This is a genomic window from Phytohabitans kaempferiae (genome assembly GCF_042433955.1).
Lineage (GTDB): Bacteria > Actinomycetota > Actinomycetes > Mycobacteriales > Micromonosporaceae > Phytohabitans > Phytohabitans kaempferiae.
In genome coordinates this window covers 137,569-158,373 of sequence record NZ_JBHLUH010000039.1, presented here as the reverse complement: position 1 = coordinate 158,373, position 20,805 = coordinate 137,569, and the positions used below count along the sequence as shown (strand labels likewise).

Sequence of the window (20,805 nt, the reverse complement as noted above, 5' to 3'; positions counted from 1 at the left end):
GGAAAGGTAAGGATCGGTCTTCGACGTTATGCTGCACACCGTGTTTCGCCCGGTACGCACTCGACGCCCGTTCGAGGAAGCCGTTGCCCAGATCGCCGACGCCATCCGCGCCGGCGACCTGGGCCTCGGCGACCGGCTCCCGCCGGAGCGGACCCTCGCCAGCCAGCTCGACATCAGCCGCCCCACCCTGCGGGAGGCGGTCAAGGTGCTGGTCAACGCCGGCGTGCTCGACGTCAAGCCGGGGCCGGCCGGAGGCATCTTCGTGCGCTCCGACGTGATCCCGCGCGAGGTCAACGCCGAAGACTGGCAGGTCCGCATCGGCGAGGTGACCGACCTGCTCGAGGCCCGCCGGCTCATCCAGCCGCGGGTCGCGCAGCTCGCCGGGCTGCGCGGCACCGAAAACGACTTCGAGACGATGTCGACGACCCTCGACCTGCTGGCGCGCAGCATCAAGGAGCGCAGCCGCTTCCTCCAGCTCGACGAGCGCTTCCAACTCGCCATCGCCCGCGCGGCGCACAACCGCGTGCTGCTGGACCAGATGCGCAACCTGCTCTACCAGCTGCGCAGCGCGAAGGACTACGCCCTGCGGGACGGCATCTCCGACTCGCAGTGGGCGCTGGACTCGCTCAATCGGCTCCTGCGGGCCATCATGCGGCGCGACCCGCGCCTCATCGAGCAGGAGATGGACGAGCATCTGTCTTATCTGGAGCAGCTCTGGGCCGAGGAGACCAGCCGGGCCCAGGTCCGCGAGATCCCCGAGTTCATGATGCCGTTTCGGGAGCGCAGGTCGGCCGCTGACGGCTGATCCGGCGGTCGAGGCCCCCGGCCGCCCGCCGCAGGGCCTCGACCGTGACCGGCACCAGCGGCGCCGAGTTGTCCGGGCGGTGCAGCACGAAGACCTCCCGCCGGACCGCCGCGCCGCGCGCGTCGCTCACCGCGCGCTGGTGCACGCCGCCACCGGCGCCGAGGGCGTCCGCCAGCGCCGGCACGAGCGCGACGCCGAGGCCGGCCCGCACCAGCTCACGCACGACGGTGTAGTCGTCGCTGCGGAACGCGACCCGCGGCGTGAACCCGGCGTCGGCGCAGAGCCGGGCGAGGTTCTGCGCGCCGGCGCTGGTCTCGCGGCTGGCGATCCAGGTGTCGCCGGCGAGGTCCGCCAGCCCCCACGACGGCCGCGTCACGATGCGGTGGTCCGCGCCCACCGTCAGCCGTAGCGGGTCGTCCAGCAGCGGCGTGGCGACCACGTCCGGCGGCCACCGGCGCGGGCTCAACGGGTAGCGGTAGACCACGGCCACGTCGACCGCCCCGCTCTCCAGCGCCGCCACCAGATCGTCCGGCTCCCCCTCGTCGAGCAGCACCGCCACGTCCGGCGCCCGCCGCAGCAGCCGCGCGATGGCGCCGGGGACGAGGGCCGCGCTCGCGGTCGGGAAGCTGCCGACCCGGACCACGCCACGGGCCCCGGCCGCCAGCGACCGCGCGTCCCGCTCGACCGCCGTGAGCTGGTCGATCAGGCCGAGGCTGCGGCTGGCCAGGTGGCGTGCGGCGGTCGTCGGGCGGGCACTGCGCGCCCCGCGCTCGAACAGGACCAGGCCGGTGGCGCGCTCGAGCGCGGTCATCTGCTGCGAGACCGCCGAGGCCGTGTAGCCCAGCGAGGCCGCCGCGGCCGCGAACGAGCCCGACGAGACCACCTCGGCGAGCGTCCGCAGGTGGTGCACGTTGAGCATTAGCACATCTTATGCTCACCGGGTCAGGATCGCGTCCATCGCGGGTTCCTCCACAGCACACCGGCCTGACAGCGTGATCATGTCAGCGGTACGACGGAGGTGGGCGATGCCGGCGGACGGCGAGCGGAGCGGCGACATCCTGGCCGCGATGGACGAGTGGGGTCCGGAGAAGGTCGTCTGTGTGCACGACCGGCGCCTCGGCATGCGCGGTGTGCTGGTCGTCGACAACACCGCGCGGGGCATGGGCAAGGGCGGCACGCGGATGAGCCCGACCCTCACCGTCGCCGAGGTGGCCCGCCTGGCCCGGGCGATGACGTGGAAGTGGGCCGCGGCCGACCTGCTCTTCGGCGGGGCGAAGGCGGGCATCCGCGCCGACCCCGCCTCGCCGGCCAAGGAGGAGATCCTGCGCTCGTTCGCCCGGCGGCTGAGCAACGAGGTCCCCCGCGAGTACGTCTTCGGTCTCGACATGGGCCTGACCGAGCGCGACGCCGCGATCATCGCGGACGAGCTGGGACCGGGCACCGCGGTCGGGACCCCCGCCGACCTCGGCGGTCTCCCCTACGACCAGCTCGGCATCACCGGCTACGGCGTCGCCGAAGCCGCCGACTCCGCGGCCGCCTGGCTCGGCCGGCCACTGGCCGGGTCGCGCGTCGCCATCCAGGGTTTCGGCGCGGTCGGCCGGGCCGCCGCCCGCCGGGTCAGCGAACTTGGCGGCACCGTCGTCGCGATCTCGACCGTCCGAGGTGGACTGCACCGGGCCGGCGGGCTCGACGTCGCGACGCTCACCTCGGCCGCCGAATCCCTCGGCGACCACTGCGTCGACGACCCCTCGGCCTTCGGCGCCAGCCCCGTCACCGCCCGCGAGGTGCTCTTCGTCGACGCGGACGTGCTGGTCCCCGCCGCCGTGCAGGACGTGCTCGACGCCGCCGACGCCGACCGCGTGCTGGCCCGCCTCGTCGTGGAGGGGGCGAACCTCCCCACCACCGCGGCCGCCCAGGCCGCCCTCGCCGGGCGCGGCGTCACCGTCGTCCCCGACACCATCGCCAACGCCGGCGGCGCGATCGCCGCCGGCTACGCCATGGACGCGCGGACATCCGCGTTCCCGCCGGATCCGGCGGTCGCGTTCGCCGCGGTGGCCCGCAAGATCCGGTCGAACACCGACCTGACCCTGTCCACCGCGACCCGCGACGGGGTCACGCCGCACACCGCGGCGCTCGGCATGGCCCGGGAACGGGTACGCCGCGCCATGCTCCACAAGGGACAGATCAGGGGCGGCGCCGGTGACCACTGACGAACCCGCCGCGCGGCGCCTCGCCGAGTTCGCCGCCGGCCTGCGTACGGCGGACATCCCGGCACCGGTCCTCGGGCACGCCCGCGACCTCGTGCTCACCACCCTCGGCGTGGGCCTGGCCGGCACCGGGCATCCGCTGGTGGCCGCGGTCCGGCGCACCGTGCTCGCCCGGCCGGCGGCCGACGGTGCGGTGGTCTGGGGGACGCCGGATGTCGCCGACGCCCCGGACGCGGCGCTGGTCAACGCGACGGCCGCGCACGTCAACGACTACGACGACACGCACGCCGAAGGCGGTGTGCACGTCGGCGCCGTGGTCGTCCCCGCCGCGCTGGCGGCCGCGCAGCAGCGGCGGGTCGGGGGCGCGCGGTTCCTCGCCGCGGTCGTGGCCGGCGTCGAGGTGACGACCCGGCTGGGCGCCGCCGCCTCGCACCGCTTCACCGAGCACGGCCTGCACGCCAGCTCGTGCTGCGGCACCGTCGGCGCGGCCGTCGCGGCGGCCGTCGTCGCGGACCTGCCCGCCCCGCGCGTCGCCGACGCGATCGGGATCGCCTGCAGCCAGTCCAGTGGCGTGATCCAGACCGTCGTAGAGGGCGGCGACCTCAAGTCGCTGCACCTCGGCTGGGCGGCACACGCCGGGATCTGGGCCGCCCGCCTCGCCGAGCAGGGCGTCGCGGGGCCGACCCGGGCGCTCGACGGCACGCACGGCCTCTTCGCGGCGCTGATCGGCGAGGGCTGGAGCCGGCACCGGCTGACGCGCGGGCTCGGACGCGAGTGGGAAACCGCCAACGTCATCCTCAAGCCGTACCCGTGTTGCCAGTTCGTGCACGCGCTGATCGACGCGGCCTGCGCCTACCGCCGGGAACGCCCCGGCGCGTCGCCGGACCGGATCGTCCTCCGGCTCCCCACGCCGGCCCGGCACGTGGTCTGCGAACCGTGGGCCGACAAGCTCCAACCGCGCACGCCGTACGCGGCGAAGTTCAGCGCGCCGTACTGCGTCGCCGCCGCGCTGCTCGACGGACCGCTCGGCCTGGGCCACTTCTCCGAGGCGGCGCTCGCCCGCCCGGACATCCGCGCGCTCATGACCCGGATCAGCTACGAGCTGGACGACGACCCCGAACTCGCCCGCTCGTACGGAGCGGAACTGGTGATTGCCGACGCGACGAGGGAGCCATGGTCGCTGCGCGTGACGCACCCCACCGGTTCCCCGCGGCGGCGCGCGCAGCCGGACGTCTGGGTCCGCAAGTACGAGGACGCCGCGTCACTCGTCCTCGACGCGGCCGGTCGGGCCGACACGAGAGCGCGCGTCAACGCACTGGCCGACCTCGACGACCTCTCCGCCCTGTGCGCGCTGCCACCTGCCGGCGGCAGCCCTGCCACTCGGCCCGGCGGGCGGTTCTTCGGCGAGGCCCCGCCGTAGGGGGAACCCCGATGACGGCTTGGCGCGGAGCATGAGGATGCCACGCCTGCCAAGGAGGTTCACATGTCCTTCGACGCCCTCTCGGCCCTCCGTGACACGGGTCATCCGATCGACTTCCTGACCGACCGCCAGCGCGCCGTCTTCGCCTCCCTGTCCGAGCACGAGGTGGCCGTCCTCAACTCCCTCAAGCGACGCCTCGACGCGGTCAGCGACGAGGACGTCGAGGGACACGAGGTGAAGGTCTTCTAGGCGCTCTCGCGGCGGAGAGGAGGCTCGGTGCCCGACCATCCGTTGTCCTGCCAGGCCTGCGACGCCTCGGCGTACCCCGACGACCGGTTCTGCCGCCAGTGCGGTACGCCGCTGACGGCGGGCCCGTCGTCCTGGGGAAGTCGCAAGCACGTCGTCGTGCTCTTCATCGACCTCATCGGCTCGACGAGCATCGCCGAGCGGCTGGACCCCGAGCCCTTGCGCGATGTGATGGAACGCTACTACCGGGCGTGTACCGGGATCATCGGCGGGCACGGCGGTGTCGTCGAGAAGTTCATCGGTGACGCCGTGATGGCGGTGTTCGGGTTTCCACTGGCGCACGAGGACGACGGGCTGCGCGCGGTCCGGTCGGCGGTGGAGACGGTGCGCGCGGTGCGGGCGCTGTCCTCCGTGCTCAGCCTGGGCCAGGGCGCCGAGCTCGACGTCCACTGTGGCGTGTTCTCGGGCGAGGTGGTGGCCACGTCCGTCGGCGGCGACCTGCGCGTGGTCGGCGACGCCGTGAACACCGCGGCGCGCCTGCAGTCCGCGGCCCGGGCCGGCCAGGTCCTGGTCGGCAAGGAGGTCGCCTTCTCGGTTCGTGCCCACTACGAGATGGCGGAGATCGAGCCCCTGGTCCTGAAGGGGAAGGCGGAACCGGTCCGGGCCTGGATCGTCGGCGAGCCGCGCCCGGAACGCGACGACCACCATCCGACCGGCCTGATCGGCCGGGCCGACGAGCTGCGGCAGCTCGGTGACGCGTTCCGGCACGCCCGGGAGCGGCGGTGCTCCCGGGTCGTACGCGTCCTGGGCAGCCCGGGGATCGGCAAGACACGGCTCGTCCGCGAGTTCCTCGCGCACTGCGAGAAGGCCGGCGCGAGGGTCCTGGCCGGGCGCTGCCACTCCTACGGCAAGGCGGTCACCTACCGCCCGATCGCGGAGATGATCGACGGGTTCCCTGGTGGATGGGATGCGGTGGCGGGCGGCGTGGACGGCGTGCCAAGGGTGCGTGACGCGGCGTTGCGCGGGCTCGAAGCGGCCACCGGGCGGGCGATGGTCGGCGTCGACGAGATCGCCTGGGCCGTTCGGCACTGGTTCACCGGCCTCGCCGAGACGGCGCCGGCCCTGGTGGTGGTCTTCGACGACCTGCACTGGGCCGAGCCGACGCTCCTGGGCCTGGTCGAAGCCGCCGCGGAGGAGCTGCGGTCGGTTCCCGTGCTGCTGGTGTGCGTCGCCCGTCCCGACCTGGTGGAGGCCTCCCCCGGCTTCGGCGGCGTGCACGCCACGACGATCGAGGTGGACGGCCTCGCCGCGCACGACATGGAGGCGTTCCTCCTGGAACTCTCGACGCCGGACGAGGTCGAGGCGCACCTCGCTTCGGACCAACTGGACTGGGTCGTCGAGGCCAGCGGAGGCAACCCCCTGTACGCGGCGCACATGCTCGACATGGTCCGGGACGGTGCGCCGGCGACGATTCCGCCCACGGTCAACGCGCTGCTCAGCGCGCGGATCGACCGGCTGCCCGGCGGCGAGCGCACGGTCCTGGCCCGAGCCGCCACCATCGGGCCGGAGTTCTCCCGGGATCTGCTGGCCATCCTCTCCGAACCGGACGACCCGGACGAGGTCGAGCGGGCGGCCCTGTCGTCGCTGCTGCGCCGCCGCCTGGTGGAGACCGACGACGGCAACACGTATCGGTTCGCGCAGGCACTCGCCCGCGACGTGACCTACGCCATGACGCCGAAGACGCTCCGGCTGGCCTGGCACACGCGCGTCGCCGACGTCCTCTCCGCGCGAGCCGACCGGCCCGCGCGATCGACCGGGCACGCCGACCGGACCGAGATCGCGTACCACCTCGAGGCGGCCTGCGTCCTCGGCCGTGCGGTGAACCCGGGCGCCCCGGAGCACGACCGGATGGCCCTGCGCGCCGCCCAGGCGCTCGAAGGCGCCGGCATGCAGGCGGTGGGGCGCAAGGACCTGCCCGCCGGGATCACGCTGCTCGAACGCGCCCGCGCCGTCCTGTCCGCCGCGGACGGGCCGTACACCGCCCTGTCGGTCCGGCTGAGCGACGCGTGGCTGTCGCTCGGCGACCGGGACCGGGCCTTCGCCGTGCTCGCCGACGCCGAGGGATCACTCGTCGGCGAGGGCCGTGCCCGCCGGATCCTCGACCTCAGCCGGCTGCTGCTGGGGCTGCGCTTCGGCGTCGAACCGTCCGAGGCCGTCGCGACCAGGTGCGCCCAGATCGCGAGCGCGCTCCTGAACGACCCGGAGGACCACTTCGGATGGTCCCGTCTCCACCAGATCCAGGCCATGTCCGCACTGTCGTCCGGCCGGATCGGCCAGGCCGAGTCGGAGCTGCGCCTGGCGACCGCGCGGGCCCGGGCGATGGGCGACGAGCACGAGGAGAAGCGCCTGCTGATCGCACACTGCGAGCTGACGCAGTGGTCACCGGAGCATGTGGACGTCGGGATCGAACTCTGCGCCCAGGTCACGCATCGCTACGAAGGTGACCGGGCGTTCCTCGTGCCGGTTCTGATCACGCGGGCCCGCCTCACCGCCCTGCGCGGCGACATCGCCGAGGCTCGCCGGCTGCTCGCCGCCGCCACCGCCGACGCCGAGGAACTGCGCCTGACGCTCGCCCAGGCCAGCGTCGCCCAGGCCCGCGGTGCCGTGGAGTCGCTGGCCGGCGACCACGTCGAGGCGGCGCGATGCTTCGAACGCGCGGCCCGCGTGCTGACCGCCGCCGGCCATGCCATGGCCACGCAGACGCTGCTGGTCAGCGCCGCTCGCGAACGGATCCGGGCCGGTGCCCCGGCGACACACCTGGACGACGTGCTCCCCGACGGCACCGCCGCGCTCGAACCGCGGGCCGAGGTGATCACCTTGGCGGTGCGGGCCAGGGCGGCCGGGCACGCCGGCGACGCGGACACGGTCGAACGCCTCCGGGTCACCGCGGTCGAGCGGCTCGCGCGCATCGACGACCCGGTCCTCCACGCGGAGGTGCTCTTCGACCTCGCCGTGGCGGCCGGGCAGTGCGGCCACGCGGCACAGGCCGCCGAGCTGGCCGAGCGGGCGCGGGAGCACTACCTGGCACGCGGGGTCCAGCAGGGCGTGGCCACGGTCACCCGGTGGCTCGCCGCCTTCGGGACCGGCGCTTGAGCCGCGACGCGGGGGGCCACGAGCCGGATGTACCGCTGTTGTGGCAGCTCGACGACGAACGGCGGACGTTCCGGCTCGGGGCGGGCGAGCCGCACGCGACGGCTCACGCTCCGCCTCCGGCCTCGGCCGCCGGCGGCCCGACCGGCACGGTCACCGGTGTGGTCTTCCTGGCGCGGGCGGACGACGTCGAGGTCAACGCGGTCCGGCGAGCGCTGCGCGGGTACGCCGTGCCGACGGTGCGGGTCTCCCCCGAATCCGCCCGGCCCGGCTTGTCGGCGACGGCGAAAGGGCTGCGCTTCCACGCCGGGTCGAGCGCGGTGCGGCCCACGGTGGTCTGGGTCCGGCACTACTCGGCGCGGGCCCGCCGGCATCCGAGCATCGCCCTCGATCGGTTCAGCGACGACTCGTGGCGTGCGCTTCTGGCCGGGCTGGACCGGCTCACCGACGCCCCGGTGATCGGCGCCGGACCGGGGCTGATCCAGCAGCTCGACGCCGCCCGGCGGGCGAACGTACGCGTGCCACGGACCGTCGTGACCTCCCGGCCCGCGGCGGACCTGCACGCGTTGCCCGGCGATTCGCTGGTGGTCAAAGCGGTGGACCGCCACTTCGTGGAGTCCGCGCCGGGCCGGCTCAGCGGGATCTTCGCGCAGGTCGTCCCGAGGGACGCGGCCCTGCACTGGGCGGACTCGGTGCCGGTGCCCCTGATCCTCCAGGAGTACGTCGCCTCCGACGCCGAACTGCGCGTCTACTACACGAAGGGCGCGCAGACCGCGTACCGGGTCGTGAAGGACGCGCCGGCGAGCCCGTGGCTCGACCGATGCCGCGTCCAGGTGACGGCCTGCCCGGTGCCCCCTCGGGTCGGCCGGACGGTGGCCCTCCTCGCCCGGCGGATGGGGCTGTCCTATGCCGCGTTCGACCTGCTCATGGTCGGCGACGAGCCGGTCTTCCTGGAGGCCAACGCGGACGGCGACTGGCGGTGGTACGAGCGGCTGGCCGGCGACGACGCGGTGACCGCCGCCGCGGCCCGCATGGTCGCCGGTCTCCATCACCGGTCGCTCGGGCCGCTCCGCGCCGCCGGCCCCTCGCTGCTGGCGATCCTGGGCGCCTGACCGCCCGGCCCGTTCCGTTCAGCGGCGCGGCGCCAGCAGCCGCAGAACTCCCGCCACGACGTCGCCGGCCGCGGCCGCCCGCTGGTCGTCCATCCGGCGCAGCAGCACGGCGAGGTCGTCCAGATCGGCCTCGGTGGCGCGGGCCGGACGCTGCCGCCCCCGGTCGTCGAGCAGCAGCGAAAGCGCCGCGCACGACTGGATCGACAGCTCGGAGAGCAGGTCCATCGCCGCGATGTCGCCGAACTCGTCCAGGAGCGGATCGAGCACTTCGAGGACGCCGATGACGACGCCACGCTCCTCCAGCGGCGCCGCCAGGATCGTGGTCGGCACGTAGCCGGTCTGTTCGGCGAAGTGCCGGTCGAACCGGCTGTCCGTGTCCGCCTCCCGGACGATGATCGTCTCGCCGGTGCTCGCGACCCAACCGGCGATCCCCTTGCCCGGCGGGATGGAGACACCGACCAGCCGATCCTCGCCGGCACCGGACGCCGCCTCGAAGACCAGCTCGTCGCGTTCGCGGTTGAGCAGGAAGACCGAGGCGGCGGCCGCCCGGAAGCTCAGCCTCGCCAGGCGGACGGTCGAGCGCAGGATGGTGTCGTGCGTGCTCGTGCTTTCGTTCACGTCTTCTCCTCGACGAGGTTGTCGGCGATGGAACGCAGCAGGTGACGCAGCTCGCCGGTACGCACGTGCGGATGCCGTTGGCGGACCAGCGCGCACAATCCGGTGACGTGCGGGGTCGCGAAGCTGTTGCCGGAAACCATCCGGGTACCGCCGCCGGACCAGGCGACCCGGACTCCCACGCCGTACGCGAAGAAGTCGACCGGCGGCGTCGGGTTCGCCTCCAGGAACCAGGGATCCGCCGTGCTGTGCGAGCCGACCGAGATCACTGACGGGAATCGCCAGGGGTAGCTCGTGACCGGGCTGTTGTGCGCCGACGAGACGAGGGTCACCCCGCGGTGGTACGCGGCGTCGGCCAGGTCGTGAAGCCACTCCTTGTACGCCGCCTGGCGCGTCGACAGGCTGAGGTTCACCAGGTCGAAACCCTGGTCTATCGCCCACTCCAGGGCGACCAGCAGTGCCTCGCCGTTGCCCCGCAGCGATCGGCCGAGCACGCGGACGCTGGTCAGCTCGCACGCGGGGGCCAGGGTGCGGATGATGCCGGCGCAGGCCGTGCCGTGCCCCGCCAGGTCGCCGGCGTCGTCCGGCTCGACCTGGTACCGGGCGTTCCCTTCACTCGCTTCGACAGCCCAGAGTCCGACCTCGCCGCCGACCATCGGGTGAGTCGGGTCCACGCCGCTGTCGATGACGCAGACCCGCACGCCCGCGCCGGCCGAGCCGCCCCAGGCCCACTCGCGCGACGGAAGCCGCGGGGCGGCGATACGCGCGGCGTTGAAGGAGGCGCCGCTCGACACGTGCGCGAACTTGATCACCTGGCGGGCGGGTACGTTCACCGAGCGCCTCGCTCGGCCTGCGCCGGCCAGCCACCGACGGGAATGCGGTGGCCGGTCCGTAGGAGGTCCTGGGGGTCCCAGGCGCGTTTGAGCGTGACCAGGCGCGCACGGTCCGCCACGCCGTACGCCTGGTGCGTCGCCTCGGCGTCGGGGAGCAGGTTGCGCATCGCCGAGCCGGAGCTGTGCCGGCGCAGGAGGGTGAGGAACGGGTCCGCCACGACATCGATCCCCGCTTCCGTCGGGGCACCGGCGAACTCGGCGACGATCCCGTAGCGCACGTCTCGGGGACCTGCGGGGCTCGGTCGCTCCGGCCGCGTGATCGCGCCGTCCCAGTGGCGCACCTCGAACAGCGAGGGCGGTGCGTCGGCGGCCGTCACGAAGGACGCGATCCCGGTCAGCACGGCGTCGGGCAGTTCCCGGAAGCATTCCACGATGCCGGTGTGCAATTCCGGCGGTCGCGGTGGGGCGACGTTCAGGTACGAGCGCGGGGACATCGGGCGCAGTGTGCTCCAGTGGTGGCGGCCGGCCCGCGCGAAGAAGGACGCGAGCAGCGGCTGGGCGTCGTGCACCGGGCCGGCGTGGAGGACGCGCAACGCGACGAGGAGTGACCCCGGCACGCCGGGCGGGGTCTGCGCCGGGTCGCCGTACCGCCGCAGCACCAGCGCGGTGCTCATTCGATCCGGCAGGCCCGCCGTCCAGTCCCGGTACGCGAGCAGCAGGTCCAGCGGATCGGTCACGGCGAACGCGACGGCACCGCCGTATAGCGCGGGGACCGGATGGAGAGCGAGCTCGATCGAGGTGGCGACCGCCAGGCTGCCGCCGGCACCGCGCAGCCCCCACATGAGCTCCGGCCCCTGGTCGTCGTCGACCGTCACCACCTCACCGCCGGGCATGACGACCTCGGCGCCCAGCAGGCTGTCGGCGGCGTAGCCGAACGCGCGGGTCAGCCAACCGACGCCGCCGCCCAGGGTGAACCCGGCCGCGCCCAGCCACGGTGTGGAGCCGAGCAGCGGCATCAAGCCGTGCGGTTCGGCGGCTGCCATCGCGTCACGAAGAAGCCCACCGCCGCCCACCGACACGCGCCGTCGAGCGGGATCGACACGGGCTCCGGCGAGCCGGACCGTACGCAGCAGGATCGCACCGTCGGTGGTGGCGGTCGCGCCGTGCCCGGTCGCCTGGACGGCCACCGGCAGGTCGTGGTCGCCGGCGAGCGCGAACGCCGCGACGACATCGGCCGGTCCCGTCACGTCCACGATCAGCGCGGGTCGGCTCTCGACCGGGCGCCAGGAACGCCGGGCGGTGTCGTAGCCGTCGTCGCCCGGACGGTGTACCGGACCGTCGAACATCCGGTCGGCGGTCCGGGTGATTGCCAGAGGGCTCGTCATGACGAACCGTGACGGCATGGCGTCGTGTGCGACACGCGCGAACCTCGCTTTCGGCCTGCGGTCCGCTCAGGCTGCCGGAGCGGTACTGCGGCGGTAACCCTCCCGTGGGGGGAGCACGGGGCTGGATCCATCTCGCGGGGCGCGCGTCCCCTGGGCGGGGGACGCACCGCACGGGCCGCCCCGATGACGGTGCCCCCACCGGGCGGGGGTGCCAGACCGTGGCCGTATGACGGGCCTCGACCGCACTGCGGTGACCCTGGGCAACGGCGTACGCGTCGTCTACGCGAGCGACCCGGTGGCGCCGGTCGCCGCCGTGCACGTGCGCGCGGAGGTCGGCTCACGCGACGAGCGAGCGGGCCGTTCGGGCTTCGCGCACCTCTTCGAGCACCTCATGTTCGCCGCGACGACACGCCTGGCGGGCGGCGACCACATCCGCGCGATCGAGACGGCCGGTGGCTTCGCGAACGCGCAGACCCTGGTCGAGTCGACCAGCTATTTCCAGACCATTCCCAGCCCGGCCGCGCCCATGGCGGTCTGGCTGGAGGCGGGACGGTTCGCGCGGCTCCCGGACGGTGTCGACGCCCAGATCCTCGACCAGCAGCGCGAGGTGGTGCGCAACGAGTGGCGCGACGCGGTGCTGAGCACGCCGTACGGCGACGCGCGCAACGCCGTGACGGCCGCGATGTACCCCGCGCCGCACCCGTTCAACCAGACGCCGACCGGCGAGATCGGTGACCTCGACGGGGCCACGGTGGACGACGCGCTCGACTTCTTCGCCGACCACTACGTCCCGGGCCGCCTCGTGGTCGCCGTGGTGGGGCGGTTCGACCGCGCCCTGGTCGAGGACGAGGTCGAGCGGGGCTTCGGCGCGCTGCGAGTCGGCCGGACCGCCGTGGCGAGGCCCCCGGCGGACTGCGTGGCCGTCCCCGACGAGCTGGTCCGCGTGGAGCGGCGTTCGGCGGCACCGCCGAACCTCGTCGTCGCCCACCGACTCCCCCCGGTGGGCCGCGTCGCCTTCGCCGCCGCCGAGCTGACGGTGGCCGTACTGGCGACCGGGCAGGCCAGCCGGCTGCAACGCCGCCTCCGCCGGGATACCGCGCTGGCGGCGAACATCCAGATCAAGGTAATGCCGATGATCGCCGGCGACTCGATGGCGATCGTCCGGCTCCGCCCGGTGGCCGGCATCGACACCGCCCACCTGGAGGCCGCGTACCTCGATCAGCTCGCGGTGCTCGCCGCGGACGGACCGACCGACGAGGAGTTGCGACGCGCCCAGGCGCAGTGCCTCGCCGGCTGGCTCGCCGCCGTGGAGCGCCCACGCGCGCTCGCCGAGGAACTGACCCGGGACTGGATGGCCTGGGGCGAGCCGCGTCCGCCCGGCGAGGGCGTACGGCGTGTCCTCGCCGTGACCGCCGCCGACGTACGTGCCTGCGCCGCGGCGCTGCTGCATCGGCGCCGGGTCACGCTGACCTACCACTCGACGTGAAGCGAGGCACCATGACGACGACCGAACAGCGCCCGGCCCTGGTGTCCGCCGAGGCCTGGCAGCCGCCACCGGTGCGGGTCCGCACGGCGAGAAACGGGATCCCGGTCTACCAGATCCCAATGCCCGGCCGCGAACTCGCCACCGTGCACATCGCCGTCGCGCCCGGTGGCGCGTGCGAGCCAGCCGACCGGGACGGGATCGCCGCCCTGCTGGCGGCGGGCTGCGCGATGGGGCCGGCCAGGCGGCTGGAGGCCACGTTCGTCGACGAGCTGGAGCGGCATGGGGCCACGCTGACCGGCGGCGCCGACCACGACGGGTCCTACCTGACCGCGGTCGTCCCCGGCCATCGCCTGCCGGCGCTCCTCGACCTGCTCGCGCCGGCACTGGCCAGGCCCGCGCTGGACGAGCGGTGGATCCGGTCGGCGGTCGCGCGGCGGGCCGCCGCGAGCCGGACCGAGTCGTTGCACCCCGTGCACCGGCCGGCTGACACGATCCGCCGGCTCAGCTACGCGGCCGGCTCCCCCTACGCGCGGACCGCCCGGGGTGACGCGGCGTCCCTGTCCGATGTGGACCATGAGCTGCTGCGCGACCTGCACGGACGGTGGTACGGGCCGGCGACCACCTCGGTGATCATCGCCGGAGACCTGGACCGCTGGAGGGTCGCCGACCGCGTCGTCGACACGTTCGGCGCCTGGGACCGTCCGGTGCCGCCGGCCGCGCCGCCACCGGCCACGCCCGCGTCCCAGCCCAAGTGGGAGGTCCACGCCGCCGAAGGCGCGCGGCAGGCGGTGCTCGTGCTCGGCGCCGCCGTACACTGCCCCGACCTCTGGCGGCTGGCTGGCCTGGAGGCCGCCGTGCACGCCCTGGCCGGCTGGTCCCCGTCCCGCCTGAATACCGCGCTGCGCGAGGAGATGGCCTGCTCGTACGGTTTCCACAGCGAGTTCGTGGCGCGCCGGACCGCCTCCGGCTACCTGGCCGAGTTCCGCGTGTACGGCGCCGTGGACACCGACCGGCTGCCGGCGGCCACCGCCCGACTCCTCGCCGAATGCACGGACCTGGCCGAGCGAGGTCCGGCGGTCGAGGAATCCCGCGCCTGCATCGCCAACCTCGCCGCCCTCGTGCCGATGCTCGCCCAGAGCGTGCGGGAGGTGGTGGAGCAGACCGCGATTGGACTGCGCCGCGGCTTCGCGCTGGACGAGATCGCCGAGCGGGCGCCGGTGATGGCCGGCCTCCCGCCGGCCGCCGTCCGCGAGGCGGCGCACGCGCTGGCACCGCGGCGGCTGAACCTCGCCCTGATCGGCGACCCGGCCGGCGGCGTGGCGGCGCTGGAGCCGCTGGCCGCCGCGCTCGGCATACCGGTTGTCCGGGCCGGTGGTGAGCCGGCGGTGAGCTGACGGTAAACGCATCTATGCAGACTTCCGTCGACAGCCCCAAGCGGTTCGACGGGAGGTCTCCGATTTGCCTGACCGGACGTTGGACGCCGGGCCGCTCGCCCTGGCCCGGGTAGCGGTCCTGGCCACCGCCACCACCTGGCCGGCGGCGACCGACCTGGCCGCGGCCCTCGCCGCCCGGGGCGTCGGCGGCGCGTCGCCGGTACGGGTCTCCGGCGTGGACGGCCCGCTGCCCAGCGCCGACCTCGTCGTGGCGGTGGGCGACGACGTACCGGGCGACCTGCTCACGGCGAGCCGGGCGCCGGTCCTGCGCGTCTGCTGGGAGGCGGACCACGTCCAGGTGGGCCCCCAACTGCGAAGTGGACACACCGCGTGCGTCGCGTGCGTACGGCGGTCGGTCACCTCGGCCGGGCTCCGCACCGGCACGGCGATCGACGGCACGCTGCACCAGATGGGGTGCGCCCACGCCGCCGACGAGGTGGTACGGGTCCTGCTCGCCGCACCGGACGCGACGCCGCCCCGGATCATGCGCCGCATCGGCCGGGAGGCGGGCGACGACACCATCCTCGTCACGCCGTTCGAGGACTGCCCGGCGTGCCGCTGGCCGGCGGGCGACGACCCGCTGGCGGCCACGTACGAGTGGCAGGTGGAACGGCCGTCGTCCGGGCTCGTCGCCACCGTGCCCGCCATGCGGCGGATCGACCGGACGCGTCCGCCCCGTCCCGCGGACCGGTCCGGGCGCCGCCATCCGATGGCCGCCCCGGCGCCGCTGCCCGGCCCCTCGACCGGGTCCGGTGAGCCCGCGCCGCTCAGCGCCGCGATCCTCGCCTCCCTGCTGCACCACTGCGTCGGCCGCCGGCCGGACGCCCGGCGCTGGGCGCCGACCGGGGGCAACCTGGGGTCCACGGCCGCCGTGTTCGTGACCGGGCCCGGGTCCGGCGTTCCGGCCCGGCCGCTGCGTTTCGACGACACCGGCGGCGGTGTGTTCTCGACCGCGTCAGCGGCGACCCTGGAGCAGGTGACGGCCGAGACGGACCTGGCGGACTGCCGCGCCGACGCCGTGGTCTGCCTGGTCGCCGACGCCGGCCGGCTGGTGGAGAAGTACGGGCGCTTCGCCTACCGGCTGTGCCACCTCGACGCGGGCTGCGCGGCGATGCAGTTGGCTGTGGTCGGGCAGGCGCACGGCGTCACGACCCGGTTCGCCGGCCGGTGGAGCGCCCGCCTGGGACCGATGCTCGACCTGGGCGAGGACGAGACCGTCGCCGCCGTGGTCGCCGTCACCGGAGCGGCCTGATGCCCCTGATACCCGCCGAGGATCCGGCGCGACACGTCTGGCGCATGGCGGCGAGCCGTCCGGGCGGGACGTCCGCGGCGCTCGACGCCCCGGCCCGGCCGCCGCTCGCGGTCTCGTCGCCACAGCTGCACGGCGCGATACCGGTACGGCGCGCGCACCGGCGCTTCACCGACCAGCCGGTACGCCGGGAGTTGCTGGCCGAGGTGCTCTCCGGCGCCCGGGCGGCGTACGGCCACCACTGGCCCCCGGCCCAGCGACCGGTGCTCCGGGTCCTGGTGGCCGCCTACGAGGTCACCGGCCTGCTGCCCGGGCTCCACGACGACGACGGGCACCTGGGCTGTCCCCGGTGGCTGCGCCGGCTGCGCTCCTCCTACGCCAAGGCCCCGGCCCTGGTGCTCGTCTGCGCCGACCTGGCCTCGCGCCGCCCCGGCCACGCGGCGGCGCTGTTTCACGCGGCGGCGCTGGGCCACGCGGTGTGGCTCTCCGCCACGGCGCTCGGCCTGGGCGCCTGCGGCTTCGGCGGAAGCTCGGCCGAGGTCACCGCCTGCGCGGCCGGAGGCACACCCAGCCTCCGCCACGCGTTCACCCTCGCGCTCGGACATCCCGAAAGCGAAACATGCGATCGGCCAGGAGGCGGACCGTGACAGAGATCCGGATCGTGCTGGTAGGCGACAACAACCTGGCCCGCAGCGGCCTCGCCGCCATCCTCGGCCGCCAGGCCGACCTGCGAGTGGTCGGCGAGGCGCGGGGCGGGACCGAGGCGGCGGTCCTGCGCGATCGGCTCCGGCCGAGCCTGTTCGTCATGGACGTCGCGTCGCTGGGTCCGGACACCGTCTCGGTCGTCCAGACCGTCGGCTCGAACACCGTAGGGGGCGTACCTCCCTTCCTGATCCTCACCTCACACGCCGACGAGCACGTCTTCGACCTGCTCAGCATCGGCTCGTGCACCCTGATGTCGCGCCGAATCGGGCCGGCCGAACTGACCGCGTGCATCCGCCTGGTGGCGGCCGGGTACGTCGTCGTCGAGCGCCGATACGCCGGGCGCCTGGCCACCGGCCTGCCCCGGTTCAGCGGGCAGGACGACGTCGAGGGCCACCGCGTGGCGGCCCTGACGCCCCGGGAGCGGGAGGTCTTCGCGCTGCTGGCCCAGGGGCGTTCGAACAGTGAGATCGCCCGCGCGCTGGCGGTCGCCAACTCGACGGTCAAGTCGCACGTGAAGGAGATCTACCAGAAGCTCGGCCTCCGCAGCCGCGTGGAGCTGGCGTTGTTCAGCACCGCCACCACCGAAGGGACATCCGCCGGCTTCGCCCGCGCGGGTGACCAGGACGGGCTCCTCCGCCCGGTGGGCGATGTCCCCGAGGTGTACGAGGGCTTTGATGGACACCTGTAGCCGCGCGGGAGCCGGTCGAGGAGGAACGGTATGACAGACGTTCTCAAGCGCAGCAGGTACGCGCTGCTGAGCGACCGGTCGTTCCGCGCACCGGACGGCGCCAGGTACCGCTTCGGGTTCGCGAGCCGCACGGCGAAGATGTTCCGCCTGCGGGAGGTGGACGCGGAGAGCTTCACCGCGGGGCGTTTCGACGAGATCCATCCCGACCTCGTCCGCGAACTCACCGAGATCGAGGCGCTGGTCTCGACGGGCGAGGACGAACTCGGCGAGGTGACCCGGCGCCGCCGGGAAAGCTCCACCGGCGCCCGGCTCCGCCGCCTCGTCTTCCTGCCGACCTCGTACTGCAACATGGGCTGCGCGTACTGCGGTCAGGAGCACACCAAGACCCCGGTCGTCCAGCGCCGCGTACAGCAGAAGATCGACCGGGCGAAGGCGGCCCTGGCGGATCCCGATACCACCGCGTTGCACGTGGCGTGGTTCGGTGGCGAGCCACTGCTGGGGCTCCGGGTCATGCGCGAGATCAGCGCCGTCGTCGTTCCGGAGGCGCAGCGCCTCGGCAAGCCGTACTCGGCCGACGTGGTGACGAACGGGAGCCTGCTGACGCACCGGGTCCTGCGGGAGCTGTACGACGAGTGCGCGATCCGCTGGATCGAGGTGACGATCGACGGGCCACGCGAGGTGCACGACCAGCGCCGGGCGATGCGCAACGGCAGCGCCACCTTCGACCGGATCGTCGACCTGATCGCCGAGGTCGTCGCCGCCGGCAGCCATCCCGAACTCACCTTCGGCATCCGCACCAACGTGGACAACCAGAACGAGGACCGCATCGCCGAACTCATCGTCGAGCTGGCCCGGCGCGGTCTGGCGAGCCCTCGCGTGATCCTGAAGCCGGCGCCGGTGCACTCATGGGGCAACGACGTCGCTGACCGCGAGCTCAAACGCTGGGAGTACGCCAAGCGGGAACTCGAATGGGCCGCGCTCGCCCAGGGCCTGGGCATGACCTTCCCGGCGACCCTGCCGCTGCGGCCCCGCGCGGCCACCTGCATCGCGACCTCGCGAAGCAGCGAGGTGGTCGACTCCGCCGGGCGCGTCTACACCTGCACCGAGCATCCGCTCGTCCCGGTCGACAGTGTCCGCGGCCAGGTCTCCAGCCTCGACGTCCTGCCGGCGGACCAGCACCGTCCGGAGGGCCTGTTCGACTCCTGGTACGACGAGGTCGAGGCAGGCCAGTGGCCCTGCGCGACCTGCCCGTTCATGCCGGTGTGCGGTGGCGGCTGCCCGAAGCTCTGGAAAGAGGGGGAGCTGCCCTGCCCCAGCTACAAGTTCACCTGGCGGGAGCGGCTCGACAACGCCGCGATCGCACGTGGCCTGGTCGCGGATGGATGAGCTGAGGCTGGCGCCCTTCGCCAGTTGGGCGCCGCTCCCGTCCGGCCTCGTCGTTTCGCTGGGCTCCTGGTACGCGACCGCGACCGGACCGGAGGCCGGCATGCTCCGCGACGACCTGCTGACCAGCCCGGCGGAAGGTGAGGAGGCCGTCCTCAGCCCCGCCGCCGCCGGCAGCCCGCTGGCCCGGCGCCTGGCCGAGCGAGGCATCTTCACCAGCGCGGCCGGCACGCCGTCGTCGCTGCGAGAGCTGGCCCTCGCTCGCCCGGAAGCCGAGCCACCATCAGGTGACCACGACAGCGAGATCCGCGGTATCGGCGTACACGGCGCTGGTCCACTTGCCGACCTGACCGCGCGGCTGCTCAGCGAGGAACTCCACGGCACCGCGGCGCCCGGGTTTCGGCCGGTTCGCCGCACGGAACGGGCCCCGGACTCCGCCGACGCCCTCAGCGTCCTCGTCGTCGACCAGGCACCGGTGGACGCCCGGTCGGCGGAGATCGGCCAGACACTGGCCGACTTCAACCAGCGGGCGCTGCGCGCGGGCACGCCCTGGCTGCTACTCGACGGGCGGGCGGCCACTCCCCTGACGGTGGGACCGCTCGTCGTTCCAGGCCGCACCGGCTGTCTGGAGTGCTGGTGGCTGCGACGGGCCGGATTCACCCGACGGCCGGACGCGTTCCGCGCTCTGCTCGCCGGGCGGCGGGCGGGGCAACTCCACGGATGGGCACGGCACGCCGTGGCGGTGGTCGCGGTCGCCATGGTCGCGACCTGGGCGCGGTCTGGTTGCCGGACCGGCGTCGCGCACGAGATCGCGGCCACACGCGACGGCTACCGCGTGCTCCGCCATCCGTACCTCCCGGTCGCCGGCTGCCCGGCTTGCGGCGGCCGGCAACGCCGTGGCCGGCGTCCAGGCGGGCTGCGCCGGACAGTCGTGTCGGCACTGGCCGGTCCGGTGGTCAAGCTGACCGAGACCGGCTCCGACGAGGTCGGCTGGCAGGCCGCGGCCCGGGGCATGACGATGGACACCACCCACGGGTCGACGCTCACGGTGGGCGGGGACGGCCGCGCCCCGACCCGTCATGCGGCCCGGCGCCGCGCCCTGGCCGAGTTCGTCGAACGGATGACCCTGAGCGAGCCCGCGCCGCTACCTCCCGCCGGCGGCGACCGGACGCTGTGGACCACGGACACCAGGCCGGCCGGCGAGACGCACGACTGCCCGCTGGAAGGGGCCGCGGTCGAGGTACGCGACCTGGCCACCGGCGAGCGCGGTCTCGCCCGTGCCAGCGGCTTCCACCTGCACCCGGTCGGATGCGCGCTGGGGACGGGGCCACGCCGCCCCTCCTCCAGCGGCGCCGCGGCCGGAGACGGGCTGTGGACCGCCATCGAGCGCGGGCTCTTCGAGCTGCTCGAACGGGACGCTCTCATGCTCGCCTGGCGCTGGGACCTGCCGCGTCCACAGTGGCCGTACGGCGACCCGGCACCGGCCGCCGGCCTGCGCGCCCGGTACACCGACCTGAGCTACCTGCACGGCGTGCCGACCATCGTCTGCGTGGTCACCGGACGAGGTGAGGGGCGCGTGGCCAGCGCGGTGGGCTGCGCCACCGACCGGACGCCGGCACGGGCGGCGCGGCGGGCGCTCGGTGAGGCTGTGGCCGTACACGGATGGCTGCGCCACGACGATGTCCCCGACGAGGCCATGACCTTCACCCAGTTCACCGACAACGCCCGCTACTACCTGCACCCGGATCGGTGTCATCTGGTCGACCGCCTGGCGCCGGATGGGCGGGCGGGCCGACCGGCCGATGGCGCCGGCCCGTGCCTCGACGGCGGAAGCCGGCAGGTGGCCGAGTCGGTCGCCGCCCGGCTCCTCGATCAGGGAATCAAGGTGTACGCGGCCGACCTGACCCCGGCCTGGACGCGGGGCACCGGGCTGCGCGTCGCCGTCACCCGCTCCCCCCACCTCTACCCGCTGGAGCTGGGACCGGTCACCGAGCCGGCCGCCGAGATGTTCCGGTGGCGGCTGCCCGACGGCGCCGGACCCGCGTTTCTCCAGCCGGTCCCGCTCGCCTAGCCGCGCACGGCAGATGT

17 protein-coding genes are annotated in these 20,805 nt (G+C 74.3%); 13 read left to right on the top strand and 4 right to left on the bottom strand.

What is annotated here, in order from left to right:
* Positions 1-40 precede the first annotated feature (40 nt).
* On the top strand, positions 41-805 hold the full coding sequence (locus ACFFIA_RS19280; protein ID WP_377252867.1) for a FadR/GntR family transcriptional regulator: 765 nt from the start codon (positions 41-43) through the stop codon (positions 803-805).
* Here the strand turns inward: ACFFIA_RS19280 and ACFFIA_RS19275 are convergent.
* Positions 762-1,724, bottom strand: coding sequence for a LysR family transcriptional regulator (locus ACFFIA_RS19275; protein ID WP_377252866.1), 963 nt, complete (start codon positions 1,722-1,724; stop codon positions 762-764). The genes ACFFIA_RS19280 and ACFFIA_RS19275 overlap by 44 nt on opposite strands.
* 106 nt (positions 1,725-1,830) lie before the next feature.
* On the opposite strand from ACFFIA_RS19275, the gene ACFFIA_RS19270 reads away from it, so the two are divergent.
* From ACFFIA_RS19270 to ACFFIA_RS19250, 5 genes are all read left to right on the top strand, one after another.
* Complete coding sequence (locus ACFFIA_RS19270; RefSeq protein WP_377252865.1) at positions 1,831-3,015, top strand: Glu/Leu/Phe/Val family dehydrogenase; 1,185 nt, start codon at positions 1,831-1,833, stop codon at positions 3,013-3,015.
* Complete coding sequence (locus ACFFIA_RS19265; RefSeq protein WP_377252864.1) at positions 3,005-4,432, top strand: MmgE/PrpD family protein; 1,428 nt, start codon at positions 3,005-3,007, stop codon at positions 4,430-4,432. The genes ACFFIA_RS19270 and ACFFIA_RS19265 overlap by 11 nt, the downstream gene beginning before the upstream one ends.
* A 63-nt stretch (positions 4,433-4,495) precedes the next feature.
* Positions 4,496-4,681: an aroma-sacti cluster domain-containing protein gene (locus ACFFIA_RS19260; RefSeq protein ID WP_377252863.1), complete on the top strand. Its 186-nt coding sequence runs from the start codon at positions 4,496-4,498 to the stop codon at positions 4,679-4,681.
* A 27-nt stretch (positions 4,682-4,708) separates the two neighbouring features.
* Positions 4,709-7,831: an AAA family ATPase gene (locus ACFFIA_RS19255; protein WP_377252862.1), complete on the top strand. Its 3,123-nt coding sequence runs from the start codon at positions 4,709-4,711 to the stop codon at positions 7,829-7,831.
* Positions 7,828-8,940 (top strand): ATP-grasp domain-containing protein, encoded by a 1,113-nt coding sequence (locus ACFFIA_RS19250; RefSeq protein ID WP_377252861.1) that lies wholly within the window; start codon positions 7,828-7,830, stop codon positions 8,938-8,940. Before ACFFIA_RS19255 ends, ACFFIA_RS19250 begins: the two co-directional genes overlap by 4 nt.
* Positions 8,941-8,958: 18 nt before the next feature.
* Here ACFFIA_RS19250 and ACFFIA_RS19245 read toward each other — a convergent pair whose 3' ends face one another.
* Genes ACFFIA_RS19245 through ACFFIA_RS19235 form a run of 3 tightly spaced genes read right to left on the bottom strand, consistent with a single transcriptional unit; the run spans position 8,959 to position 11,773 of the window.
* Entirely contained in the window at positions 8,959-9,558 is a 600-nt protein-coding gene (locus tag ACFFIA_RS19245) for a GAF domain-containing protein (RefSeq protein WP_377252860.1), read from the bottom strand.
* Entirely contained in the window at positions 9,555-10,388 is an 834-nt protein-coding gene (locus ACFFIA_RS19240; protein WP_377252858.1) for a S8 family serine peptidase, read from the bottom strand. The genes ACFFIA_RS19245 and ACFFIA_RS19240 overlap by 4 nt, the downstream gene beginning before the upstream one ends.
* Positions 10,385-11,773, bottom strand: a complete 1,389-nt coding sequence (locus tag ACFFIA_RS19235) for an FAD-binding oxidoreductase (RefSeq protein ID WP_377252857.1) — start codon at positions 11,771-11,773, stop codon at positions 10,385-10,387. The genes ACFFIA_RS19240 and ACFFIA_RS19235 overlap by 4 nt, the downstream gene beginning before the upstream one ends.
* A gap of 226 nt (positions 11,774-11,999) precedes the next feature.
* Here ACFFIA_RS19235 and ACFFIA_RS19230 point away from each other — a divergent pair, with 226 nt between their 5' ends.
* The 7 genes from ACFFIA_RS19230 (at position 12,000) to ACFFIA_RS19200 (ending at position 20,788) form a co-directional block, all read left to right on the top strand.
* Complete coding sequence (locus ACFFIA_RS19230; protein WP_377252856.1) at positions 12,000-13,259, top strand: M16 family metallopeptidase; 1,260 nt, start codon at positions 12,000-12,002, stop codon at positions 13,257-13,259.
* A gap of 11 nt (positions 13,260-13,270) precedes the next feature.
* Entirely contained in the window at positions 13,271-14,653 is a 1,383-nt protein-coding gene (locus tag ACFFIA_RS19225) for a M16 family metallopeptidase (RefSeq protein ID WP_377252855.1), read from the top strand.
* Between the two features lie 64 nt (positions 14,654-14,717).
* Entirely contained in the window at positions 14,718-15,944 is a 1,227-nt protein-coding gene (locus ACFFIA_RS19220) for a nitroreductase family protein (RefSeq protein WP_377252854.1), read from the top strand.
* Positions 15,944-16,588, top strand: coding sequence for a nitroreductase family protein (locus ACFFIA_RS19215; protein WP_377252853.1), 645 nt, complete (start codon positions 15,944-15,946; stop codon positions 16,586-16,588). The genes ACFFIA_RS19220 and ACFFIA_RS19215 overlap by 1 nt, the downstream gene beginning before the upstream one ends.
* The gene (locus tag ACFFIA_RS19210; protein ID WP_377252852.1) at positions 16,585-17,334 is read left to right on the top strand and encodes a LuxR C-terminal-related transcriptional regulator; all 750 of its coding nucleotides are present in this window, start codon (positions 16,585-16,587) and stop codon (positions 17,332-17,334) included. The genes ACFFIA_RS19215 and ACFFIA_RS19210 overlap by 4 nt, the downstream gene beginning before the upstream one ends.
* Before the next feature lie 30 nt (positions 17,335-17,364).
* The gene (locus tag ACFFIA_RS19205; RefSeq protein WP_377252851.1) at positions 17,365-18,720 is read left to right on the top strand and encodes a radical SAM protein; all 1,356 of its coding nucleotides are present in this window, start codon (positions 17,365-17,367) and stop codon (positions 18,718-18,720) included.
* Positions 18,713-20,788, top strand: a complete 2,076-nt coding sequence (locus ACFFIA_RS19200) for a TOMM precursor leader peptide-binding protein (protein WP_377252850.1) — start codon at positions 18,713-18,715, stop codon at positions 20,786-20,788. The genes ACFFIA_RS19205 and ACFFIA_RS19200 overlap by 8 nt, the downstream gene beginning before the upstream one ends.
* The last annotated feature ends 17 nt before the right edge of the window (positions 20,789-20,805 follow it).